This is a genomic window from Thioalkalivibrio sp. ALMg9 (assembly GCF_000380625.1).
In the GTDB taxonomy this organism is placed as follows: Bacteria; Pseudomonadota; Gammaproteobacteria; order Ectothiorhodospirales; family Ectothiorhodospiraceae; genus Thioalkalivibrio; species Thioalkalivibrio versutus.
Window position 1 is genome coordinate 437,208 of sequence record NZ_AQYC01000009.1, and the last position, 24,173, is coordinate 461,380.

Genomic DNA, 24,173 nt, shown 5'->3' on the forward strand with positions numbered 1-24,173 from the left:
AATCTTTCCATGCGTATGATGAGAGTGGGGGTTGCCTGCAGGCGCCGCCATTCGACCGAGGGATTTCATGCAGCGGGAGGCCCGCATGAAGGATCAGGCGGAACGAGGGGCAAACACCAGGGCCGTGCTGTTCGATATGGACGGGGTGGTGACGGATACGGCACGCGCCCACGCCGCGGCCTGGAAGCGCCTGTTCGACGAGTTCCTCGAGGCGCGCGCCGAGCGTTTCGGAGAGACGTTCGAGCCCTTCGACGCCGATGCGGAGTATCGCCGGTATGTGGACGGGCGCCCTCGTGCCGAGGGCATCCGCACGTTTCTTGACGCGCGCGGCATCGAACTGCCGGCCGGCAGCGACGAGGATGGCCCGGAGGCGGAGGCGGAGGCGGAGACGGTCGCGGGCCTGGGCCGGCGCAAGAACCGGTATTTCCATGCCTGGCTGGAGGCAAACCGGGTGCAGCCGCTCCCGGGCACCCTGCGACTGCTTGATGTACTGCGCCGCGGTGGCATCCCGACCGCGGTGTTCTCTTCCAGTCGCAATGCGGAGGCCGTCCTGCGCAGCGCCGGCTTGCTCGACGCCTTCGACGTACGGGTGGATGGCAACGAGCTGGCGCGGCTGGATATCCCCGGCAAGCCGGATCCGGCGATGCTGCTGGAGGCGGCGCGGCGACTGGGCGTAGCGCCGCAGGAATGCGCGGTCCTCGAGGATGCGGGCAGTGGTGTCGAGGCGGCGGTGCGCGGACGCTTTCGGCCCGTGATCGGCATGGCCGGTCCCGACCGTGCCGATGCCTTGCTCGAGCTCGGCGCCGACCTGGTGGTCCGCGATGCCGCCGAGCTTCGCTACAGTCGTGCCGCCGGACTGACCCGACGCACGCTCGTCGATCTGCCCCGTGCCCGGGATCGCGAGAGCGAGATGTTCGCGCGCCTGCAGGCCGCGCGTCCGGTGGTGTTTCTGGATTACGACGGCACCCTGACGCCGATCATCGAGGATCACACGCAGGCATGGCTGGCCGGCGACATGCGCGCGACGGTGGCGGCGCTGGCCCGGCACTGCAGTGTGGTCATTGTGAGCGGTCGCGATCTGATGAAGCTTCGGGAGCTGGTCGCCCTCGACTCCGTGTGGCTCGCGGGCAGCCACGGCTTCGAGATCGCCGGTCCGAAGGACGACGACCGAAGTCTGGAGAAGGGCGATGAGTTCCTCCCCGAACTGGATGCGGCGGAACAGGAACTAACGCAGCGGCTGGCAGGGATCGAGGGCCACATGGTGGAGCGCAAGCGCTTTTCCATTGCCGTGCATTACCGGCGTGTCGCCACCGCGGAGGTGGATCGGGTCGGCGCGATCGTCCGCGAGGTGCTGGAGGTACACCCGAAACTGCGTCTCGGCCACGGCAAGAAGGTGCTGGATATCGGTCCGGGCATCCACTGGAACAAGGGCGAGGCCGTGCGCTGGATTCTTGGCGAGGTGGACGGCCCGGGCGAGAAGTTCGTGCCGGTGTATGTCGGCGACGACCTGACCGACGAGGACGCCTTCCGCGCGCTTGCGGGGGAGGGCATTTGCGTCGCGGTGCGACATGACGAAACCCGGGCGACCGCTGCCGACTGCGTGGTGGATGACGTCCTCGGCGTGAAACGTCTGCTCCAGTCCCTGACCGGGATTCTGGCGGCGCGCGTCTCCGATGCCGCGGCGGCGGATACACGGGACAAGGGAGGCTGGGTGTTGCGCTACTCCGGCTACCGTCCCTGGCAGGAGCGTCTGCGCGAGGCGCTGTGCACGCTGGGCAACGGGTATTTCGCGATGCGGGGTGCCGCGCCGGACGCGTGGGCGGATGACGTGCATTACCCGGGCACCTATCTCGCCGGCGGCTACAACCGCCTGATCAGCGAGGTGGCCGGTAGGAAGGTCGAGAACGAGGACCTAGTCAACCTACCCAACGCCTTGCCGCTGACCTTCCGCGTGGATGACGGCGACTGGTTCCGGCTTGACGACACGGAGATCCTGTCGTTTGCACAGGAACTCGATGTTGACCGCGGCCTGTTGCTGCGCAGCCTGCGTTTCCGCGATCCGGCGGGCCGTACCACGCAGTGGCGCGAGCGTCGGTTGGTCAGCATGGATAACCCGCACCTCGCGGCCCTGTGCGTGGAGCTGACCGCGGAGGACTGGTCGGGACGGGTCACCCTGCATTCCGCGCTCGACGGCGGGGTGGTCAATGATGGCGTGGCGCGCTACCGGGGGCTCGAGAACCGCCATCTCGAGATTCTCGAGGCGGACCACCGGGGCGACGACACCCTCTTTCTTCGGGCCCGGACCAACCAGTCCCGGCTCGACATTGCGCAGGCCGCCCGCACCCGTGTGTACCACGAAGGCGTGGAGGCCGGGGTCGAGCGCCAAACGCTGCGGGAGGCGCAGGGCGTGGCGCAGGAGATCATCCTCGATCTGCCGGAACGCGCGAACCTCCGGATTGAGAAGGTCCTCGCGCTGTACTCGTCGCGTGATGCCGCGATCGCCGAACCCGGCATAGAGGCCCTCCGAACCCTCGGCCGTGCCGGTGATTTCGACGCCCTTCGGGCCCGCCACGAGATGGCCTGGCGCCACCTGTGGGGGGAATGCGACATTGCGCTCGAGGATGACGCGGCGCCGGATACCGAACTCAAGCTGCGGATCCACATCTTTCACCTGCTGCAGACCACCTCGAAGCACTCGGTCGATCTCGATACCGGCATCCCCGCGCGGGGCTGGCACGGCGAGGCCTACCGCGGACATGTCTTCTGGGACGAGTTGTTCATCTTCCCCTTCCTGAACCTGCGTATTCCGATGCTGACCCGGGCGCTGCTCCGCTACCGCTATCGCCGCCTCGGGGAGGCCCGGCAGGCGGCGCTTGAGGCCGGCTATCGGGGCGCGATGTATCCCTGGCAGAGCGGCAGCGACGGACGCGAGGAGACGCAGCGACTGCATTTGAACCCGACTTCGGGGCGGTGGCTCCCGGATACCTCCCACCGGCAGCGGCACATCAACTCCGCGATCGCCTACAACCTGTGGCAGTACTTCCAGGCCACCGGTGACCAGGAGTTCATGAACTTCTACGGGGCGGAGATGCTGTTGGAGATCGCCCGGTTCTGGGCCAGTGCATCGGTCTATAACCCGAACCTGGAGCGCTACGAGATCAAGGGTGTGATGGGGCCGGACGAGTATCACACCGCGTATCCGGACGCCGACCCCGAGGCCCAGGGCGGGGTGGACAACAATGCCTACACCAACGTGATGGCGGCCTGGGTACTGACCCGCGCGCGGGACGTCATCGACCTGCTTCCGGAGATCCGCTGGCGGGAGCTGCGGGAACGTGTCGGCCTGGACGACGCGGAACTCGATCTCTGGGACGAGATCAGCCGCAAGCTGCGCGTGCCGATGGACGCGGACGGGATCATCTGTCAGTTCGAGGGCTATGAACAGCTCGCAGAGTTCGACTGGCAGGAGTACCGGGAACGCTACGGTGATATCCAGCGCCTGGACCGGATCCTGGAGGCCGAGGGCGATTCGTCAAATCGCTACAAGGTCTCAAAGCAGGCCGACGTCCTGATGATGTTCTATCTGTTCTCGGCGGAGGAGCTGGCGATGCTGTTCGAACAGCTCGGCTATCCGTTCGATCCGTCGATGATCCCGCGCAACGTCGATTACTACCTGGCCCGCACCTCGCACGGCTCGACCCTGAGCCACGTGCCGCATTCCTGGGTGATGGCGCGGTCTGACCGCTCCCATTCCTGGGATCTCTTTCAGCGCGTCCTGGACAGTGACCTCGAGGACATCCAGGGCGGTACGACGCCCGAGGGCATCCATGTCGGCGCGATGGCCGGGAGCGTCGATCTGGTTCAGCGTTGCTACCTGGGGATCGACATGCGGGGTAACGTGCTCCACTTCGATCCGGTGTTCCCCCCGGAACTGCACTGCGTGAAGGTGCGATTGCATTACCGCAACCAAACGCTGGAGGTGGAGGCCACCCGCGAGTTGCTGGAGATCCGCAGCGGTGCCTATACCACCCACTCGATCATGGTGGCTTACCGCGGTCATTACCGGGAGTTGGCGCCCGGCGACGACTGCCGCTTCCGGCTGCTGAAGCCGGAGGAACGCGTGCGCGACGAGAATCGCACCGGCGGGGTCGAGCCCGACCCGGCACATTGATCCGTGTTTCCCTGGAGGTTTCCGACATGAATGCCCAGACCGTCGACGAACTCTTCGCCTCGCAGTCGCCGGAGGAGGGGCAGGTGGCGGTGGTCGCCATGACCCGCGATGGCCTCGAAACCACTTCGCGGGCGGATCTGCTCGAGCGAGCCGGGCGTCTGGCGGCCGGACTCCGGGAGGCCGGCCTGGAACGCGGAGACCGGGTGGGGCTGTTCGCCCCGAACAGCCCGGAGTGGGTCATCGCCGCGCTGGGGGTGATGACCGCGGGGGGCACTGTGGTTCCCCTGGACACGCAGATGCCCTCCGAGGATCTGCAGCACGCCCTGTCCGATTCGCGGCCGCGCTTCATCTTCACTACCTCGAGGCTGGAACAGCGCCTCCCGGCTGATTTGGGTGAGGTGCGCACCTGCCTCTTTGATGCCGAGCCGGAGGCTTCCAAGGCGTGGGAGGGGCTTCTGAAGCAGGATGCGGCATCGTCGGTTGCGCGACACGACGATGTCGCGGCGGTCTTCTACACCTCCGGTACCACCGGACCGCCGAAGGGCGTGCCGCTGACCCACCGGAACCTGACGAGCAATGTCGGCGCGCTCTGTGCGGAGGAAATCGCGGACCATCGCGACCGGGTCCTGGTCCCTCTGCCGTTCCATCATGTCTATCCGTTCACCGTCGGCATCCTGGTCCCCCTGACCCTCGGGGCGCCCATCATCGTGCCGTTCTCCCTGGTAGGGCCGCAGATCGTGCGCGGCCTGCGCGATGGCGAGGCAACGGTGATGCTGGGGGTGCCGCGCCTCTACGAGGCCGTGTGGAAGGCCCTGGAGGACCGGGTTGCGGGGCGTGGGCGGATCGCGGCGCTGTTGTTCCGGCAGATGCTGCGGCTGTCGAAACTGGCGCGCCAGCGATTCGGGCTGCGCCTGGGTCGCCGGCTGTTCAAGGGCCTGCACCAGCGGCTCGCCCCGCGCCTGCGCCTGGTAGTCGCCGGGGGTGCCGCGCTCGACCCCAACCTCGGGCGCGACCTGCAGGCGTTGGGCTGGGAGGTGGGTACCGGCTACGGTCTCAGCGAGACCGCGCCGATTCTCACTTACAACCCGCCGGACCGGTTGCGACTGGAGGCCGCGGGGCTGCCCCTGCCGGGCGTCGAGCTGGCCATCGACGACACTGATTCCCGCGACGGGCGCGGCGAGGTGATGGCACGCGGCCCGAACATCTTTGCCGGCTACCTGAATCTTCCGGAAAAGACCGAGGAGGTCCTCGACGAGGACGGATGGTTCCGCACTGGGGACACGGGCGAGATCGACGACGATGGCTACCTGCACCTGCACGGTCGCGAGTCCTCGATGATCCTGCTCTCCGGGGGCGAGAACGTCGACCCGGAACGGGTAGAGGGCGCCCTGCAAGGCATTGACGAGATCCGCGAGGCCGGCGTGCTGGCGCATGACGATCGCCTGGCGGCGGTCGTGGTTCCGGAGTCGGGGCTGTTGCGCGAGGTCACCGGCGAGGACCTGGAGAAACGGGTGAAGGATGCGGTCAAGCGCGCGGCAGAGGAACTGCCGAGTCATCACCGCCCGGGTGTGGTGCGCATTGCGCTCGATCCCCTTCCGCGCACGCGCCTGGGCAAGCTGCGCCGGCACAAGCTCGAAGAGCTCTTCGAGGAATTGGGCAAGGAAGATGCCGTTTCCGAGGCGCGACCGGAGCCGGTCTCTCCGGAGTCGATGGCCCCCGAGGACCAGCAGCTGCTCTCGGACCCGGGCGCCGAACGTACCTGGAACTACCTCGCCGAGCGCTTTCATGATATCCGCGTTACGCCCGACAGTAGCCTCGCCGAGGAGCTCGGGATCGATTCGCTCAGCTGGGTCGACCTCACGCTTGCGTTGCAGGACCGCGCCGGGATCGATCTGGATGATTCGGCGATCGAACGCGTCGAAACCGTCCGGGATCTGCTGCAGGAGGCGGCCGGGGCCTCCGAAGCCAAGGAGGGCCGGGGCGAACTGAAGGCGCAGCTCGTAGATCCGGAAGCGCTGCTCGCCGAAGACCAAAAAAAGGGCCTGGAGCCCCCCGGCGCGGCCCGTCGTGTGATCGGCGGCCTGCTGCTGGTTTGTGCGCGGCTGCTCTCGCGGTTGCTGATGCGCGTGGAGGTCCAGGGCAGTCTTCCGGCCGACGGTCCTTACCTGCTCGCCCCCCGCCATCTGAGTTTCGTGGACCCCCTGGCGCTATTGCCCGCGCTGAGCAGGCAGGATCTCGAGTCGCTGTACTGGGCCGGTCTGGAGGACTATTTCTTCTCCAATCGGTTGTATGGGGCGCTCAGCCGCACTGCGCGCGTCCTGCCGGTTGACCCCGGGTCCGCTCCGCGCCGGAGTCTGGCTCTGGCCGCGGCCAGTGTGAAGCGGGGCAACAGCCTGATCTGGTTTCCGGAAGGCCAGCGCTCTCCGGACGGCACGCTCCAGAGACTGCGACCCGGTATCGGGCTCGTCCTTGCGGCACAACCCGTCCCGGTGGTGCCCGTGTGGATCGAAGGCACGCGCGAGGTGCTGCCGCCAGGGAAGCATTTTCCGCGCTTCGGCGGAAGGGTGCGTGTCGTCATCGGGGAGCCGGTTCTGCCGGCGCAATACGGCACAGACGAGCGAGAGATTGTCCGCACCCTGCAGTCCGCGATGGAGGAACTGGGCGCTGCGGCAGAACCCGGCAGGTGAACCACTACGTTGACCGCTAGGGGGTGAGGGGGTGTCTGGCGTCAACTACGCTGGCTGGCTGGCTGGCTGGCTGGCTGGCTGGCGGGGGTGGGGCGTGATGTGCCGTGCCGAGGATGTCGAGCGGTAGTTTTGGAGCGCTCGTGGTGAAGACAACGGTCGGCCCGGCCTGGACGATCTCCCGTAACCGGTGGACGTCAGCATGAAAGACGGCCTGGAAAGAGGCGATCCTTGTTGAAGCCTTGAGCCTTGAGCCTTGGGGCGACCCAGCCCCTGTGTGTCCTGATCTCCGGGCCGTGGATGATGATCAGCCGCTTCGCGAACTCGATTGGCGGATCACGCTGACAGACTCCTCTCACCACGACAGTCGGTGCGGCCCCCGAGCTTGCTATCTGGTAGGCACCATCTAATCTCGGGGTAATGCCCTCATGTGACAGGGCGAGCGTTTTGGCCAGCCCGGCTCTGTACTACCTGCACTTGGTCTGGTGCAGGCCAAGGCGATTGTGTTCTGTACCACTTCGCCGTGGAGGATTTTAAATGGCCAAGAATATTTTCATCGTCGGGGCCGACCCGTTTAACATGAAGAAGGTCAGGGCGGTCGATATCGGCATCGACTACAGACTCCATGAGCTATTGAGTTTTGATGAAGTAAAAGCCAAAGGGTTTTATCCTGTCGAAGAATGCCTTGGCAAGGCACGAGAACGTCTACAGGAGTTCGACGGTTCGATCGACGGAATTCTCGGTTATTGGGATTTTCCAGTGACCACGATGGTGGCGATCCTCTGCCGCGAATATGGACTTTCCTCGCCCTCGCTCGAGAGTGTCCTCCGCTGCGAGCACAAATACTGGAGTCGGCTGGAACAGCACAAAGTGATCCCGGGCATGGTCCCGCGATTCGATGTCGTGGATCCGTTCGATGATGCCGCCATCGACGCTATGGACGTTCCCTTTCCCTTCTGGATCAAGCCGGTTAAGGGGATGGACTCGCTTCTTGCATTCAGGGTAGGCAACCGGCGCCAGCTGGGCCATGCCATTGGCCAGCTCCGCGCGCGCATCGATCGGATCGCCGGACCCTTCGACCAGATCCTTTCGTATGCAGATCTCCCTGAGGAGATTGTCGCCATCGGCGGCCGGAACTGTATCGTTGAACAGGCTGTTGGCGGGCGCCAGTGCACGATAGAGGGTTACGTGTTTGCCGGCAAGCCGCAACATTACGGGATCATCGATTCGATCAATTATCCCAACCGTTCGTCGTTTCTTCGCTATCAATACCCGTCTAGCCTTCCGAAGCGGGTGAAGAACAGGATCAGTGAGGCGACCAACAAAGTATTGCTACACTTTGGCTACGACAATGCGACCTACAACGTGGAGTTTTTTTACCGGCCAAAGTCCGAGGAGCTCACGTTGCTGGAAGTCAATCCGCGATTGTCACAATCACATAGCGATATGTTTGAAAAAGTGGATGGGGCTTCCAATTTCCAGATCATGCTTGAACTGGCATTGGGAAGGGCACCGGATTTACCGTTACGACGCGGCCGTTATGGGTGTGCCGCGAAGTTTCACGTGCGCGTGTTCGAGGATGGTATCGCCACGCATGTTCCCAGCGCAGGCGATATCGAGCGTATCCAGGAGGAATTTCCGGATACCCTGATCGAGCTGAAGGTCGAGCAGGGGACGCGGCTCTCGAGCCTGCTGGAGCAGGACAGCTACAGCTACGATATCGCCCATGTCCATACGGGCGCAGAGGATCGCAAGGCATTGCTGGAAAAATACAACCGTATTCTGCAGGCCCTGCACTTCGAGTTCGGTTCTGTTCCAGAGATATCAGGCGAGGCCCCGGAGGTGCAGAATGCTGTGTCCTGAGATGCGGCCTTCGCTACGGGATTGGAATCCGAAATGGCCCCGGGGTGTGCGAGGGTGCGCGACCGGGGTTTCCGCTTTGCACGGGATACGGCTTGCGCGCATGGTCTGAAGGGCGATCATGTTCCAAAAAGCAGTGTTCGGTCGTCCCGGGGCATATGAGCGGATCAATCAGTCGCGTTTGCGGACCTGCGCGGAGGCGGTCTGATGAGGTAGCCCGGCACCGGTGGGCTGCTTGCCGACGGAGCGGCGCAGCCCTGGCCTGGCCGTACATCTTCTGGGTACGGGCTGTGATGAGGGGTGGCTTATCCCGTCGCAGGTCTTTTTGGTGGCGGATCGTTCATGCACAACGGCGGAAGGCGGGTGAACGAGGGGACCGGATCTGGAGGAGAACGGACCATTGCGAATTTGGGTCTAGCTCATAACTCTGCCTAAAGTGGAGGGATTTATCGCGGCTGGAAACCGGCCGTCCGATTCTTGCAAGGAGCACGAGCATGTCAGCAAGCCAACAAGTCACGGACCTATTGCTCAGCGCTGACATCGAGGTTGGTGGCGAGCGGCCCTGGGATGTTCAGGTCCACGACGAGCGGCTGTATCGGCGGATTCTGGCCGAGGGGTCGCTCGGCACCGGCGAGGCCTACATGGACGGCTGGTGGGACGTCGAGCGGCTGGACGAGTTGTTCTTCCGGATCCTCCGGGGACGCCTGGAGCGCAAGGTGCGCAGCCCCGCGGTGCTCGGCCGGGTGCTGCTGAGCTGGCTCGCCAATGAGCAGAGTCGAGGGCGCTCGCGGCGGGTCGCGGAGCAGCACTACGACCTCTCGAACCGGCTCTACGAGGCCATGCTCGGGCCGACCATGCAATACACCTGCGCCTATTACGGCCCCGACGGGGCCGACGCGACCCTGGACGAAGCCCAGCGCGCGAAGCTGGACCTGATCGCGCGCAAGCTGCACCTGGAGCCGGGTATGCGCGTGCTCGAACTGGGCGGCGGGTTCGGCGAGCTGGCCCGGTTTCTGGCCGGCGAGCACGGATGCGAGGTGGACAGCTACAACATCAGCAGCCAGCAGGTGGAGTACGCGAGAGGACTCTGCGAGGGCCTTCCAGTCGATGTCCGGAAGCAGGACTACCGCGAGGCCGCCAACGAATCCCGGCAATACGATCGTGTCGTGAGCATCGGTCTGATGGAGCACGTCGGCCCGAAGAACTTTCGCGCCTTCTTCCAATTGGCCTGGGCCCGCCTGAAGCCCGCTGGCCTGATGCTGCTGCACACCATCGGGGGCAACGTCAGCTGCGTTCGTACCGACCGCTGGATCGCCAAATACATCTTTCCCGGCGGCGTGATCCCGTCCGAGGCGCAGCTCACCCGGGCCAAGGAGGGTTTGTTCGTGCTCGAGGACTGGCACAACTTCGGTCCGGACTACGACCGCACCCTGATGGCCTGGGACGAAAATTTCGTCGCCGCCTGGCCGGAGCTGAAACGAAGCGAAGGGCTGGACGAGCGCTTCTACCGGATGTGGCGCTATTACCTGCTGAGCTGTGCGGGCGCCTTCCGGGCGCGCCATCTGAATCTCTGGCAGCTTGTGCTCAGCCACGGGGATCTGCCGCGTTACGAGCCGGTCCGATGAGCAGCGCCGCCTGGGACGCCCACCGCGATCGTGTGGCGGCGATGGCCGCGGCGCTGGCCGGCTCCGACGGGCCGGTGCGCCTCAGAAAGTCCACCAGCAACCTGTTCAGGCCGCGCGAGGAGGCCCGCCGGACAGCGATCGACGTGGCTTCGCTCAACCACGTGATCGAGATCGACGCCGAGGCCGGCATTGCCGAGGTCGAGGGCATGACGACCTATGCCGACGTGGTCGACGCAACCCTGCCGCACGGCCTGGCACCGGCCATCGTGCCCGAGCTCAAGAGCATCACCGTCGGCGGCGCGACCACCGGGATCGGCATCGAGTCGGGCGCGTTCCGCTACGGCCTGGTGCACGACACGGTGGACGAGCTCGACGTCATGGTCGCCGACGGTCGCGTGTTGACCTGCTCGCGCGAGCAGCGCCCGGAACTGTTCTACGGCTTTCCGAACTCCTACGGCAGCCTCGGTTACGCCACCCGGGTCCGGCTGCGGCTGATTCGGGTGGAGCCTTATGTGCGGCTCGAGCACACCCGCTTCCGCGACCCCGAAGAACTGTTCGCCGCGATCGCCGAGGAATGCGCGCACCCGACCTGCGCGTTCCTCGATGGCGTGTACTTCGGACCCGGCGATTACGTGCTGACCCGCGCGCATTGCGTGGAATCGCCGCCGGCGGGCACCGAGGCCAGCGACTACACCTGGATGCGCCAGTACTGGCGGAGCCTGCGCGAGCGGCGCGAGGATTATCTGAGCATCCACGACTACCTCTGGCGCTGGGACACCGACTGGTTCTGGTGCAGCAGGAATGTCGGCGCCCACCTCAAGCCGGTGCGGCTGCTTCTGGGGCGCAAGCGCCTGTCGAGCGTGACCTACCAGAAGATCATGCGCGCCAGCCGCCGCTGGCCGCTGAGCCTGCTCCACGCTGTTCGCCCGCGCAGCGAGGCGGTGATCCAGGACGTCGACATCCCGATCGCCAGCGCCGCGGCGTTTCTGGCCGACTTCGAGGCCGAAATCGGGATCCGTCCGGTGTGGATCTGCCCGTTTGTCGTGCCCGAGGCAGGGTTCTCGTTGTTCCAGCTGCGTACCGATACCGCGTACATCAACTTCGGCTTCTGGGACATGGTCCGCTCCAGCGAGCCCGACGGTTATTACAACGCTCGGGTCGAGGCACTGGTCGCGAAACACGGCGGCAAGAAAAGCCTGTACTCGCGCAGCACCTACGACGAAGCCACCTTCTGGCAGAACTACGACCGCCCGGCCTACGAGGCCCTCAAGCGCGAATGCGATCCCGAAGGGCGCTTTCCGGGACTCTATGAAAAGGCGGTGCAACGGGGCTGAGGCCGGTTGGGTCTCGAGGCCGGAACCGCTCGTCCACACCCTGGTGCGTCGCGCGCCGGGAAACCGCGGCGACCGGCAAGAACGCGATCGACGGTCAACGCAGCGTTGCGCGTCCAGGGTGCCGCGGGCCGACCCCGTTAACGCGGCACGCAAAATGAGTTAACGGATGCTTTGACAGGGGGCGGGGAGTCGGTAGAATACGCGGCTCGAAGACGACAGGCGCGTAGCTCAGCTGGTTAGAGCACTACCTTGACATGGTAGGGGTCGTTGGTTCGAGTCCAATCGCGCCTACCAATTTGTTGAAAAAAGCGAGTCAGGGTCCGCCCGGCTCGCTTTTTTTATGCCTGGGCGGTCGGTATCGACAGGGCGCGTACGCGGCGTCAGGCTGGCACCGGGCGTGCTATTCGATATAAGGGGGCATCGCGTCGGGCGATTGCTTGTTCATGCTTGATTCGTATCGGTTTTCCTGGCTTCTGGCAGTGCTGTTTCTGGCGCTCGCGGCGGGTTGTGCGCCGTTGCAGCCGGCGCCGGAACGCGGATGGCAAGCGCTGGAGCCCCCCGCCTCAGAAGGACCGCTGGCGGAGTGGCTGGAAGGATTTGCGCCGGCCCGCGATCACGGTAAGACGGGATTCCGGCTGCTGGACGAGGGGGCCGAAGCCTTCCGCTGGCGGGTGATGAGCGTGCGCATGGCGCGCGAACGAATCCAGGTGCAGGCCTATATCTGGCGCGACGATGCTGCCGGACGGGTGTTGATGGGCGAATTGCTCGGGGCGGCCGATCGTGGCGTTCGGATCTCGTTGCTCCTGGATGACGTCGACGCGCGCGGGCGGGACGCGACGCTGGCCGCGATTGCCCAGCACCCAAAGATCGACGTTCGCATCTTCAATCCGTTCCGTACGCGCGAGGGCCTGCTGCGGGCCAGTGCCGAGTTCTTTTTTCGCGGTAGCGACCTGAACCATCGGATGCACAACAAGGCCTGGGTGGTGGACGGGCGCCTGGCGATTACGGGCGGGCGTAATGTCGGGGACGAGTACTTCGAGGTGAGCCCCGATTACAATTTTGCGGATCTGGATCTGGTGGTGGTGGGGCCGTTGGTCCGGGAGATCGACCGGTCGTTCGTGGAATTCTGGAACAGTCCGGGCGCGATCGGGGTCGAGCGCGTTGCGCGAAAGGACGGTTCGCCGGAGCGCCTGGCAATGCAGCAGGGGTCCTTGCGGGCCTGGCTGGCGCAGAATCACACCCATCCCCTGATGCAGATGGAACCCTTGAATGGGCAACCGGTGCCGCAGCCGATTGCCGATCCGGCGGCATATGTGTGGACGACGCAAGCCGAGTTCGTGGTCGATGACGAGGCCAAGGCGCGTGCACGAGGCGATGGCTCGCGCGTTGCGGACGCCCTGGGGGAGCGGCTGCTGGGGGTGGAGAAGGAACTGCTGATCGTCTCGCCGTACTTTGTTCCGGGGCGTGACGGGACCGCCCAGCTGTCGCGGATGAGCGAGTCGGGGGTGCGTGTACAGGTGCTGACGAACTCGCTGGCGGCGAACGATGTGGCCTTTACCCATGCCGGCTATGCGCGACGGCGACATGCGTTGCTGGATGCCCGGGTCGAGCTCTTCGAGCTGCGTCCGACCGGGCCGCCGCGCTGGGCGCGCCTGGAGCGCGATCGCGGCATCGAGGCCTCCCAGGCCAGCCTGCATTCCAAGCTGCTGGTTTTCGACCGCGAGGAGGCCTTTGTCGGCTCGTTCAACCTGGACCCGCGCTCGGCGCATACCAACAGCGAGTCCGGTGTGTTCCTGTCCGAGCCGGTTTTGGTGGAGCAGCTGGCCGCGCTGCATCAACGGGGGATTCGGCCGCAGGTGGCCTACCGGGTGGAGCGGGATGCATCCGGTGGTCTGGTATGGCGGGACGGTTCCGGAAATGCCTACCGTCAGGAGCCCAAGGCGGGTCTGTGGCGTCGGTTTGTGTCCGGGATGACCCGGATCCTTCCCGTCGAGCCGTTATTGTAGGCGGACCGTCCCGGCGAGAGCGCAAACATAAAGGGAGAGCGAGACATCATGGATTGTGGACAGTGTGGCAAGCAGAACCCGCCAGAGGCGCGGTTTTGTATTCAGTGTGGTGCGCCACTGGCGGCCGGAGTCGGTGGTCACGACGCCCCGCCCGAGGCGCGCGCGGCCTACGGTGGCTTCTGGGTGCGCGTGGGGGCCTATCTGCTGGATGCGGTGATTATCGGTGTGCCGCAGATCGTGGCGCAGGCGCTGATCAGCCCGGAGACCCTGGCTGCGCGCGGGCCGGATGATCCCGTGCCGCCGGGGGAGGCGGCCTGGTTTCTGGTGAATGTTGTGGTGGCCTGGCTGTACTGGGCCGGCATGCACAGCTCCCAGTACCAGGCGACGCTGGGCAAGATGGTGTTCGGGCTGCGGGTGGTGGACTTCCAGGGTGAGCGGATCTCGTTCCTGCGTGCGACCGGGCGGCATTTCGCGACCATCCTGTCCGGGCTGATCCTGATGATCGGCTACATCATGGTGGCCTTTACCAAGCGTCGGCAGGCCTTGCATGACCTGATCGCGCAGACTTTGGTGGTACGCAAGGAGTGGGTGCGCTGATTGTGCCAGGGACGACGCCCGACTCCCGGTTCGAGCCGCAGCGCGCGCCATGAGTGAGGCGGCGAAGCATTTCGATGTGGTCGTGATCGGGGGCGGGGCGGCCGGGCTGATGTGTGCCCTGACGGCGGGCGACCGCGGGCGCCGGGTACTGGTGCTGGACCACGCCAACCGGGTCGGGAAGAAGATCCTGATGTCGGGCGGCGGCCGCTGCAACTTCACCAACATGTACTGCGAGCCGGAGAACTTCATCTCCGCGAACCCGCATTTCGTGAAGTCCGCGCTCAGCCGCTACAGCCAGTGGGACTTCATCGCCCTGGTGGACAAGCACGGCATTCCCTACCACGAGAAGAAGCTGGGCCAGCTGTTCTGCGACCATTCGTCGAAGGACATCGTGCGGATGCTGCTGGACGAGTGCGCGGCGGCCGGTGTCGCGGTGCGCACCGACACGCCGGTGACGGATGTAGAAACGGGCACGCCGCACCGCCTGCAGGCCGGTGCGGAGGCCATTGCCTGCGAGTCGCTGGTGATTGCCACGGGCGGCTATTCCATCCCGCGCATGGGGGCCACCGGATTCGGGCTGGACCTCGCGCGCTCGCTGGGGCTGCCGGTGCAGCCAACCCGTCCGGCCCTGGTGCCGTTCACCCTGAGCGGGCGGCCCCTGGAGGAGCTGGAGGGGCTTTCGGGTGTGGCGCTGGATACGGTGACGACGGCCGGGGGCATGGGGTTTCGCGAAAATCTGCTGTTCACGCATCGGGGATTGAGCGGGCCGGCGGTGTTGCAGGCGTCGTCCTACTGGGAGGAGGGGCAGGCGGTGGCGATCGACCTGTTCCCGGGCATCGATCTGGCGGCGCATTTGCGCGAACTGCGCGAGCAGCGTCCGAAGCTGGAGCTCAAGAGTGTGCTGGGCGAGCAGCTGACGCGCCGGGTTGCGCAGCGCTGGTGCGAGCTGTGGGTGGAGAACCGGGCGCTGGAGCACTTGAGCAACGCGGATATCGAGCAGGTAGTGGCCGCTTGTCAGCCATGGACGGTGTGGCCTGCAGGGACCGAGGGTTATCGCACGGCGGAAGTCACCCTGGGGGGGGTGGACACCGCTGCGCTGTCATCCAAGACGATGGAGTGCCGGACGATCCCGGGCCTTTACTTCATTGGCGAGGTGGTGGATGTGACCGGGCACCTGGGTGGCCACAACTTCCAGTGGGCTTGGGCCTCCGGACACGCCGCGGGCGAGTACGCCTGAGCGGTTTTCGTGCGCCGTGCACACGGCCTTTCGTGCTGTTCCGGAAACTGTGGTGGGGTTTTCCCTGTCGGGTTGGAAGAACCCGCGGAGGGTGACTACTCTTCGAAGGCAGTCCCACGCAGAAATGCAAGGAGCAGGCATGAAGATCGATCAGTTGGTAGAGACGGCCGAAGCGATGGTGGCCCCCGGCAAGGGCATCATCGCCATTGATGAATCCACCGGGACGATTGCCAAGCGCCTGGGCGCGGTCGGTGTCGAGAATACCGAGGAGAACCGTCGCACGTACCGCGAGCTGTTGCTGACGACGCCGAAGCTGAAGGAGTACATCTCGGGCGCGATCCTGTATGACGAGACGCTTCGCCAGTCCACCCGTGACGGCAAGCCGTTCGTGGACGTGATGAACGAGGCCGGCATCCTGCCCGGCATCAAGGTCGATACCGGCGCGAAGGATCTGGCCGGCTTCCCCGGGGAGAAGGTGACCGAGGGCCTGGACGGGCTGCGCGAGCGGCTCGAGGAGTACGCGCGGATGGGGGCCCGGTTCGCCAAATGGCGCGCGGTCATCACCATTGGCGAGACCATGCCCACTGATACCTGCATCGAGTCGAATGCGCATGCCCTGGCACGGTATGCCGCACTGTGCCAGGAGCACGGGATCGTGCCGATCGTGGAGCCGGAGGTCCTGATGGATGGCGACCATGACATCGAGACCTGTTACGGCGTGACCGAGGCGACCCAGCGCGCCGTGTTCCGGGCGCTGTACGAGCATCACGTGCTGCTCGAGGGCACCATCCTCAAGGCCAGCATGGTGCTGCCGGGCAAGGACTGCCCCGAGCAGGCCAGTGTCGAGGACGTCGCCCATGCGACCCTGCGCTGCCTGGAATCCGCCGTGCCGGCGATCCTGCCCGGGGTGGTGTTCCTCTCGGGGGGGCAGAGCGACGCCGATGCCACCAACCATCTGGACGCCATGAACCAGATCGGTGGGACACCGTGGCCGCTGTCCTTCTCCTATGGCCGTGGCATGCAGCAGGCCGCGATGGAGCTTTGGGGCAAGGATCCCGCCGCCAATTTCGAGAAGGCCCAGCAGACGGTGTTCGAGCGCGCCCGGGACAACGGGCTGGCGGCCCAGGGAAAGTACGGGGCCTGAGGTCGCCGCCTGCCAGCCGCGGTGCGCAAGCGCAGCAAATGGGTCGCCGTATATATTGATCTGGATCAAGAAAGACCGTCGGAAGGCTGGCTAGCCTGAGATCGTCGGATCCGATCCTCGGCCTAGCAAGGGATGCACGATCCCCCAGCGTGCGCTGCGGGCCGATTGCTTCCGACGGTGTATGTCGCGTCTTGGCCTGCTATCTCCGGATAGCAGGCTTTTTTGTGTCTGCACCGGTGCGAAATGTGACGGGCGTGGAAAAAAGATGGAAATTCGCCAACACTCAGGAAATGGCGTCTTTTCCTCCCGATCTCCATCAAACAGCGCGAAAATACGCTTTTGTTGTGCGCATTCCCCCGCCCGGTTCGGGGAACATTCGCGGTGGCCGTGCGTCGGGAGCTTGGTAAGGGGTGCGATTGGCGTCCCGGATAAAACCAAGCCACCAAGGAGATCCATATGAGTCTTACGCGCAGAGAGTTTCTCGAAGCCATGGTCGCGGCCAGTGCCGCCGGCTTCTCGATGAATGCCTGGGCAGGCGAGAAGGGGTCCTGGAAGCCGGCCGATGCGAACATGTACGACCTGCCGAAATTCGGCAACGTGTCGCTGCTGCACTACACCGACTGCCACGCGCAGCTGAAACCGGTGCACTTCCGCGAGCCGGACGTGAACATCGGCGTGGGCGATATGCAGGGCAAGCCGCCAGTGCTGGCCGGCAAGGAAATGCTCGAATATTTCGATATCCAGCCGGGCACGCCGCTGGCGCATGCTGTCACCCATATGGACTTCAAGTATGCGGCCGAGAAATACGGTCGTCTGGGTGGGTTCTCCCATCTGTCCACGCTGATCCAGAAGCTGCGCGCGGAGCGTCCGAATTCCCTGCTGCTGGATGGTGGCGACACCTGGCAGGGCTCCGCGACATCGCTGTGGACGAACGGGCAGGACATGGTCGATGCGCAGAAACTACTGGGCGTGGACATCATGGTCGGCCACTGGGAGTTCACCTTCGGCGACGAGCGGGTGATGGAGATCATCGAGAACGACTTCAAACCCAACAACATCGAGTTCCTGGCGCAGAACATCGAGGATCGCGACTGGGGCGACCCGGTCTTCGAGCCCTATACCATCCGCGAGATGAATGGCGTGCCGGTCGCCGTGATCGGCCAGGCGTTTCCCTATACATCCGTGGCCAACCCCGACTACATGTTCCCGGACTGGAGCTTCGGCGTCCGCGACGAGAACATGCAGCGCATGATCGACGAGTGCCGCGAGAAGGGCGCCAAGGTGGTGGCGATCCTGTCGCACAACGGGATGGTCACCGACATGGAGATGGCCCGTCGCCTGCGCGATGTGGACATCATCATGGGCGGGCACACGCATGACGCGGTGCCGGGCGCGATGGAGATCGAGAATGCCGGTGGCGAGACCACACTGGTCACCAATGCCGGCTCCAATGGCAAGTTCCTTGGTGTGATGGATCTGGATGTGACCGATAGCGGCATCCGCGACTACAAGTTCACCCTGCTGCCGGTGTTCTCCAACCTGATCGAGGCGGACGCCGAGATGGAGGAGCACATCCGCACAGTGCGCGAGCCCTATGAGGACAAACTGAATGAAGAACTGGCCGTAACCGACGGTGTTCTTTACCGCCGCGGCAACTTCAACGGTACCTTCGACGAGGTCATCATGGATGCGATGATCAAGGAGATGGATGCCGAGGTGGCCCTGTCGCCCGGCTTCCGCTGGGGTATTAGCGTCCTGCCGGGTTCGCCCATCACCTTCGAGGAGTTGATGACGCAGACCGCGACCACCTATTCGGAGACGCAGCGCAACGAGATGACCGGTGCGCAGCTGAAGAATGCCCTGGAGGACGTGGCCAACTCGATCTTCAATGCCAATCCCTACCATCACCGCGGCGGGGACATGGTGCGGACCTCGGGCATCGAATACACCATCGATCCGCACGAATCGATGGGTAGCCGTATCAGCGACATGCACATCAACGGTGAGCCGCTGGACCCGGACAAGAACTACGTGGTGGCCGGCTGGGCCAATGTCCACGAGCCGCTGGATACCGATCCGGTCTGGGAGGTGGTCGCCGGATATCTGCGCGACCGCGACACTATCAGCCCCGGCCAGCCCTACCTGCCGAAGCTGAAGAACGTCGGGGACAATCCCGGCTTGGACCGCTGATCGCCATTTGGCTTGGCCCGCGCCAGCGGTCCGGGTAGTCTCGCAGCCGCCGTGCACCATTCGGGTGTGCGGCGGCTTTTTTGTGTGGGAGAGGGGTTCTGGGATGGGAACGAGCGGATCAGGCTTTTCCGGCCTGCTGCTGTATTGTCGCGCGGGCTTCGAGGCGGACCTGACGGCCGAGCTGACCGACCGCGCAGCGCGCGCGGGGCTGGGTGGCTTTGCGCGGGTGCAGCCAGGCAGCGGGTACGTCCATTTCGAGCCGTCCGGCTGCACGGTTGAGGGGCTGGCGCGCGCCTTGCCCTTCGAGGAATTGATCTTTGCGCGGCAGGTCTTTCCGGCGTTGCCCGCACTCGAGGGCCTGGATCGCGCGGATCGGCTGACGCCCATCATCGAACAGGCGTTTGCAGCCGGATGCCCGGTGGATTCCATCTGGCACGAGATGCCCGATACCAACGAGGGCAAGGGCCTGCGCCGGTTGATCAAGGCCGTGGAACGCCCGCTGGCCTCCGTCCTGCGCAAACGCGGGGTGCTGCGGGCACAGGCAGGCGGACTGCGCCTGCATGTGTTCTGGCACTCCGGCGACTGCGTGCAACTGGGCCTTAGCCGGCCCGGTGAACGCAGCGAATGGCCGGGCGGGATCCTGCATCTGCGCTCGCCGCGCGAGGCGCCCAGCCGGTCGACCCTGAAGTTGGAGGAGGCCTGGCACACCTTCATCCCGCGGGATGCCTGGGACACGCGCCTGGCGCAGGGCATGCAGGCCGTGGATCTGGGCGCAGCCCCGGGCGGCTGGACCTGGCAGCTGGTGCGGCGCGGCATGTACGTGCATGCAGTAGATAACGGGCCGATGGATGCCCCGTTGATGGCAACCACGCAGGTGGAGCACCACCGCGAGGACGCCTTCTCCTGGGTGCCACCGAAATCGGTCACCTGGCTGGTCTGCGACATCGTGGACAAGCCCTCGCGGGTGGCCGCACGCATGGCGGACTGGCTGGAGGCCGGCTGGTGCCGCGAGGCCATCTTCAATCTCAAGCTGCCGATGAAACAGCGCTGGCAGACCGTATACGACTGCCTCGACCACATCGAGGAGCGCCTTCTGGACGCCCGGATCGCCCACCAGATGCGGGCGCGACAGCTCTATCACGACCGCGAGGAGATCACCGTGCATGTCGAGCGGGGCTGAGTTGGATGTACTCGCCCTGACGCGGCCGTTTTGCGTCCGAAATTGCACGAATAAGCGTCCCATTGGGCGGTTTTTGTGGGCATAAAAGACGTGGAGTCAGGTGGTTACCGTGGTCCGACCCTGGCGGTCACCCGTCGGGCCGGGCGGTGGCCATGTACCATATGTCAGGACCGCAGAAGAGGGTTGCGGTCGGCCCCCTGCACCTGGACTGAAGAGGCCTGCTCATGACTCCCGCCACCGAAGACGCCCCTGATCCGCAACGGGAGACTTCGGTTCCGGCCAGTGACGGTTCCGCCACGATCGAAGAGTTGTTGCTTGGCCTGCAGGCGCAGCTCGCCGAATCGGACTCCCAAGCCGCTGTCTGCGATTTCCTGGAAGGCCTGGACGAACAGGCCATCGCCTTGTTGCTGGAATCGTTTCCATTCCGTGAGCGGGAACGCATCTGGTCCTGCATACCTCAAGACCAGCGCGGGGAGGTGTTGGCCGAAGTCGGCACGGATGCCCGCGAGCATTTGATGGCGGACATGCCGGTCGAGGAGGTCACGGCCTTGGCGCAGGATCTTCCACCGGAAACGGTGGCGGAGCTCCTGGACACGATCGACGATCCGATCCGCGAATCCGTGATCGAAACGCTGGCCGCGGGAGTGCGACACCATGTCACGACGCTTCATGGCTACGATGACGATGCGGTCGGGCGTTACATGGATCCCGAAACCACCAATGTGAAACCGGATGTAACACTCGAGGCCGTTCAACGGTTTGTACGCATTAGTCACTCGCTGGACAGCGAGTCGCAGGAATTGCTGGTCACGGACAAGGATGCCCGCCTGGTTGGCTCGCTACGTCTGGTCGACCTCGTGCGCAACCATCAAAAAAGGACGGTTGCCGATTTCATGTACATGCCGACGTGCCTGCTCGACACCATGGATATCCGCAAGGCGGCAACCATCCTGCGTGCCCGGGAACTGCCGTTTGCGCCCGTGGTAGACGCCGAAGGCGTCCTCGTAGGTCAGCTGAACATGAGCCACATCATGGAGATCGTGCGCGAGGATGCGGACGCGACCCTGCTCGGGATGGCCGGGGTCAAGGAAGAAGGCGAGCTGTTCGCACCGATCCGGTTCAGTATTCGCAGTCGCGGTATCTGGCTCGGCATCAATCTGGCAACGGCCTTTCTGGCCGCCTACGTCATTGGCCAGTTCGAGGCCGTGCTCTCGCAGGTCGTCGCCCTGGCGGTACTCATGCCCGTGGTGGCCAGCATGGGGGGTATTGCCGGGAGCCAGACCCTGACTGTGGTCATCCGTGGCCTGGCCATGGGTCAAATCGCCGGTACGAATCGCTGGTGGCTCTTGAACAAGGAGCTGTGGGTCGGCCTGGCCAACGGGATTATCTGGGCATTGGTTGTCGGCCTGGTGGCCCATTTGTGGTTCCAGGACCTGGCGATCAGCCTCATCATCACGCTGGCGATCATCATCAACATGACGGTGGCCAACGTGGCCGGGATCACCATACCGCTGACCTTGAAACGCCTCGGCATGGACCCCGCACTTTCCGGAGCGGTCATCCTGACGACCGTCACCGACGTGGTCGGATTCCTGTCATTCCTGGGGCTGGCGACGCTGCTGATTCTGGTCTGAGCTTCGTGTCTCAATCCTTCCCGGGCCTCGCGGCATTCGTCGAGCCGAGTACGCGTCGATGAGGTCCGGGATTACGGTGCATGTCGAGCGGGGTTGAGGCGGGTTCTACTCGCCCTGCACCGTGATCGTGAGCTTGCGCGTGTGGGCGGCGCCAGCGGTGCTCCCAGATATGGTTCGTGGGATCAACGGTCGTACCCTGCGTTAGGTTGACCGAAAGCCACGATTCGCCCTAGACCGCGCACCAACTGTCGGTAGAGCCGCATCGGCCGTCGGGTTGAACGTACAGCGCGAATATGGCGCCTATTCGCGCTGAGCGCCCCCCTCGCGCAGGGTTTCTTCGAGTAGTGTCTTCACGCCGGACGGAAACGACCAATTCGTGTATCGGGGTTTCCAGCGACCACCAAGGTTCCGGGCGGTTTCCTTAAGCCGTGCGTTGAGATCTTTGTCGAAGGCCGACCACAGCGTGATACCCCAAGGGTAAGTGCGGATTACGATGGGCACGCCATCCCAACGCCATTTTTCCTGGTCGGGTTTCGTCTTGCTGTCTGAGGTTTCCGCCGGAACAGCCGGCTTGCGGGCGTTCTCTCGCATTTGTTCAAGGATTGGATGGTAGAGCCACACCCGGTTAAGAGGGTCCTCCAGAACTTGCTTGCGCAGCAGCTCCCAGCTCCATTCAAGATTCGGATCGCCTGCCAAGTGGATTTCCATGGCGGGATGTCCAAGGTTGGCCAGGAGCTGTCTTTTCTCCGGGTCTGCGAAATGGCTGACGGCGACCTCGATCAGGATCGGTTGGCCGGCGTACTCAGCGACAACGTCCGCGCGGATCAGCCCGGAGGCAAGGGTCACTTCGGGCTTCGGGTCATGAAGGTGGGCAACCCCCTCGGGCGGCATCGATGCGCCGTCAGAGTCGCTCGGTTCACACTCCAAGCTCGTTCGTTCTCGCTCAAGTGGGGGCAGGGTGATCCATCTTTCTTGCAGGAGGATCTGCTTGGCCGCTTGATGCAGTGCGCTCTCTCCGGTGCCCCCGCAGTCCGCGCCGCTGCTGTGGGCGAAGTGCCATTGCCGTACCTGACCCTGCCGCGCGATGACGACCTCGCCGCACTCGGGGCAGCTGCAGCCACAGGCCTTGCCCTTGGTAACGTCGTGGATGGAAACGATCTGGCCCGCGTTGTTGCGGGCAAAGGACTGCAGTAGCGTGGACTTCTCCATGGTGACCTCCAGAAGGACCTGTTGATGGAACACTCAGAGGCAAAGTTGGCTTCGATTGCCGCGCCCAAACAGGGAGTGGAAACCGGAAAAACCGGTTTTCATGAGCGCGCGGCGGCTCGCAAGCTGCTGGACATCTCCGAGGAATGGCTGGCTTCGGAGTCGAAAACAAACCCCGTCAGGCTCCTGCGCTGCCTATGCGAAATGACAGCAGAGTCCGAGGGCTCGGAAGAACCCTGGTGTACCAACAAGGCCTTGGCTCAATGCGCGGTTCGCGGGGGAGCAAGTGCCTCGACGTGGGGCGTCGGATCCGATGGCGGTATCGACGATCGGGAATCCGCAAGAAAGGCAGTCACGAACGCATGGAGGGAGGTGGAAGACCTTTGGTCAAGGAAGTCGCAAGGAGTGGAAGAGCGATTCAGGGATGCGGGTTGGCCGTCCTGTCCGCGACCCGAAAAACAGAAGAGTCAGGGCGGGAGAAACAAGCCAACTAAGTACTTCATCAAGCTGGATCCGATTTCCGAGTCTGAGGGGCCTTCGGACTCCCTGCCTGACACCGTCTCACCGTACGGGGTGCGTTACTACACTGAAGATCTTCAACTCGGACGGGGGGCTAGAGCCGCCTTGGTGCGTGGCTGGCCGATCACGGGTTGGCGAGCGGTTCTGACGGGATTCCTCATCTTTCTCGTTGTCTCACTGGGTGCTGTTGGAGCCTGGGTGTCGCTGGTGTCGATCGCTCAGGCGTCCACTACCGGCCACGTCGTTGCCGTGGCAATGGTGGTGGCGCTGGCGGCAGGACTGGCTTGGTGGGTCGTAGGGCCGCTGGAAAAGCTCTCTCGAAACCGGATCGCCCTGGCTCCCTTCTGGATGCAACGCGCCACCAGCGGCTGGGATGACCGTGTGCTGGAACTGCGCCCGGACTTTGCCCATGGAGTGAACCGTCTCTATCTCGCCCATTATTCGGCCGATTGCCCCATCTGCTCCGCACCGGTACATGTCGCCGCCGGTGGTCGCGAGTTCTATGGGCGATTGGTCGGGCGTTGTGCGGCTTCGCCTGCTGAGCATGTTTTCTCGTTCGACCACGTGACGCGGACGGGCCTGCCCCTGCGAAGACATATCCAGCTCTGATTGGGCGCTGGTTCCTCTCATAGCGATAGGCCGAGTTTCGCGATCCGTTACGTACGAATGTGCGGCTCAGGTAAGCCCGCGATGGACGGCGGCTGCCTACGCCATGAGCGTCCACAAGGAGGTATTGCCGTTGGCCACGTCGGACGCTGATCGCGCTGAGCGCTCATTGCTGCAACA

At 64.5% G+C, this 24,173-nt stretch carries 14 protein-coding genes and 1 tRNA gene; 14 read left to right on the plus strand and 1 reads right to left on the minus strand.

Features of this window, described 5'->3' with window-relative positions; genetic code table 11:
* Positions 1–67 precede the first annotated feature (67 nt).
* The 13 genes from otsB to mgtE all read left to right on the plus strand — a co-directional run bounded on the left by otsB (position 68) and on the right by mgtE (position 21,662).
* Entirely contained in the window at positions 68–4,171 is a 4,104-nt protein-coding gene (otsB, locus tag F792_RS0111190; protein ID WP_018169675.1) for a trehalose-phosphatase, read from the plus strand.
* A 26-nt stretch (positions 4,172–4,197) separates the two neighbouring features.
* A complete protein-coding gene (locus F792_RS0111195) occupies positions 4,198–6,858 on the plus strand; it encodes an AMP-binding protein (RefSeq protein WP_018169676.1) in 2,661 nt (886 codons plus the stop codon).
* Positions 6,859–7,392: 534 nt separating this feature from the next.
* On the plus strand, positions 7,393–8,718 hold the full coding sequence (locus F792_RS0111200) for an acetyl-CoA carboxylase biotin carboxylase subunit family protein (protein ID WP_018169677.1): 1,326 nt from the start codon (positions 7,393–7,395) through the stop codon (positions 8,716–8,718).
* 491 nt (positions 8,719–9,209) lie between these two features.
* The gene (gene cfa, locus F792_RS0111205; protein ID WP_038084755.1) at positions 9,210–10,340 is read left to right on the plus strand and encodes a cyclopropane fatty acyl phospholipid synthase; all 1,131 of its coding nucleotides are present in this window, start codon (positions 9,210–9,212) and stop codon (positions 10,338–10,340) included.
* Complete coding sequence (locus tag F792_RS0111210; protein WP_018169679.1) at positions 10,337–11,674, plus strand: FAD-binding protein; 1,338 nt, start codon at positions 10,337–10,339, stop codon at positions 11,672–11,674. The genes cfa and F792_RS0111210 overlap by 4 nt, the downstream gene beginning before the upstream one ends.
* A 217-nt stretch (positions 11,675–11,891) precedes the next feature.
* Positions 11,892–11,968, plus strand: a tRNA-Val gene (locus F792_RS0111215).
* Positions 11,969–12,117: 149 nt separating this feature from the next.
* Positions 12,118–13,680: a phospholipase D family protein gene (locus tag F792_RS0111220; RefSeq protein ID WP_018169680.1), complete on the plus strand. Its 1,563-nt coding sequence runs from the start codon at positions 12,118–12,120 to the stop codon at positions 13,678–13,680.
* 48 nt (positions 13,681–13,728) lie between these two features.
* Positions 13,729–14,277, plus strand: coding sequence for an RDD family protein (locus F792_RS0111225; RefSeq protein WP_018169681.1), 549 nt, complete (start codon positions 13,729–13,731; stop codon positions 14,275–14,277).
* Between the two features lie 49 nt (positions 14,278–14,326).
* Positions 14,327–15,514 carry an NAD(P)/FAD-dependent oxidoreductase gene (locus F792_RS0111230; protein WP_018169682.1) on the plus strand — a complete coding sequence of 396 codons (1,188 nt, stop codon included), beginning with the start codon at positions 14,327–14,329 and terminating at the stop codon, positions 15,512–15,514.
* 139 nt (positions 15,515–15,653) lie between these two features.
* The gene (locus tag F792_RS0111235) at positions 15,654–16,658 is read left to right on the plus strand and encodes a class I fructose-bisphosphate aldolase (RefSeq protein WP_018145769.1); all 1,005 of its coding nucleotides are present in this window, start codon (positions 15,654–15,656) and stop codon (positions 16,656–16,658) included.
* A gap of 456 nt (positions 16,659–17,114) precedes the next feature.
* Entirely contained in the window at positions 17,115–18,848 is a 1,734-nt protein-coding gene (soxB, locus tag F792_RS0111240; protein WP_018169683.1) for a thiosulfohydrolase SoxB, read from the plus strand.
* Positions 18,849–18,951: 103 nt separating this feature from the next.
* Positions 18,952–20,028, plus strand: a complete 1,077-nt coding sequence (rlmM, locus tag F792_RS0111245) for a 23S rRNA (cytidine(2498)-2'-O)-methyltransferase RlmM (RefSeq protein ID WP_018169684.1) — start codon at positions 18,952–18,954, stop codon at positions 20,026–20,028.
* Positions 20,029–20,252: 224 nt separating this feature from the next.
* Positions 20,253–21,662 (plus strand): magnesium transporter, encoded by a 1,410-nt coding sequence (gene mgtE, locus F792_RS0111250; protein ID WP_018169685.1) that lies wholly within the window; start codon positions 20,253–20,255, stop codon positions 21,660–21,662.
* Between the two features lie 300 nt (positions 21,663–21,962).
* Here the strand turns inward: mgtE and F792_RS0111255 are convergent, their stop codons facing one another.
* The gene (locus F792_RS0111255; protein WP_026305970.1) at positions 21,963–22,871 is read right to left on the minus strand and encodes a competence protein CoiA family protein; all 909 of its coding nucleotides are present in this window, start codon (positions 22,869–22,871) and stop codon (positions 21,963–21,965) included.
* A gap of 24 nt (positions 22,872–22,895) precedes the next feature.
* Between F792_RS0111255 and F792_RS0111260 the strand changes: the two genes are divergently transcribed.
* The gene (locus tag F792_RS0111260) at positions 22,896–23,996 is read left to right on the plus strand and encodes a hypothetical protein (protein ID WP_026305971.1); all 1,101 of its coding nucleotides are present in this window, start codon (positions 22,896–22,898) and stop codon (positions 23,994–23,996) included.
* Positions 23,997–24,173: the final 177 nt, after the last annotated feature.

What these genes read in the sequence shown, in the direction of transcription:
- otsB (WP_018169675.1), top strand. Translation starts at nt 68, where the DNA reads ATGCAGCGGGAGGCCCGCATGAAGGATCAGGCGGAACGAGGGGCAAAC.
- F792_RS0111195 (WP_018169676.1), top strand. Translation starts at nt 4,198, where the DNA reads ATGAATGCCCAGACCGTCGACGAACTCTTCGCCTCGCAGTCGCCGGAG.
- F792_RS0111200 (WP_018169677.1), top strand. Translation starts at nt 7,393, where the DNA reads ATGGCCAAGAATATTTTCATCGTCGGGGCCGACCCGTTTAACATGAAG.
- cfa (WP_038084755.1), top strand. Translation starts at nt 9,210, where the DNA reads ATGTCAGCAAGCCAACAAGTCACGGACCTATTGCTCAGCGCTGACATC.
- F792_RS0111210 (WP_018169679.1), top strand. Translation starts at nt 10,337, where the DNA reads ATGAGCAGCGCCGCCTGGGACGCCCACCGCGATCGTGTGGCGGCGATG.
- F792_RS0111220 (WP_018169680.1), top strand. Translation starts at nt 12,118, where the DNA reads ATGCTTGATTCGTATCGGTTTTCCTGGCTTCTGGCAGTGCTGTTTCTG.
- F792_RS0111225 (WP_018169681.1), top strand. Translation starts at nt 13,729, where the DNA reads ATGGATTGTGGACAGTGTGGCAAGCAGAACCCGCCAGAGGCGCGGTTT.
- F792_RS0111230 (WP_018169682.1), top strand. Translation starts at nt 14,327, where the DNA reads ATGAGTGAGGCGGCGAAGCATTTCGATGTGGTCGTGATCGGGGGCGGG.
- F792_RS0111235 (WP_018145769.1), top strand. Translation starts at nt 15,654, where the DNA reads ATGAAGATCGATCAGTTGGTAGAGACGGCCGAAGCGATGGTGGCCCCC.
- soxB (WP_018169683.1), top strand. Translation starts at nt 17,115, where the DNA reads ATGAGTCTTACGCGCAGAGAGTTTCTCGAAGCCATGGTCGCGGCCAGT.
- rlmM (WP_018169684.1), top strand. Translation starts at nt 18,952, where the DNA reads ATGGGAACGAGCGGATCAGGCTTTTCCGGCCTGCTGCTGTATTGTCGC.
- mgtE (WP_018169685.1), top strand. Translation starts at nt 20,253, where the DNA reads ATGACTCCCGCCACCGAAGACGCCCCTGATCCGCAACGGGAGACTTCG.
- F792_RS0111255 (WP_026305970.1), bottom strand. Translation starts at nt 22,871, where the DNA reads ATGGAGAAGTCCACGCTACTGCAGTCCTTTGCCCGCAACAACGCGGGC.
- F792_RS0111260 (WP_026305971.1), top strand. Translation starts at nt 22,896, where the DNA reads ATGGAACACTCAGAGGCAAAGTTGGCTTCGATTGCCGCGCCCAAACAG.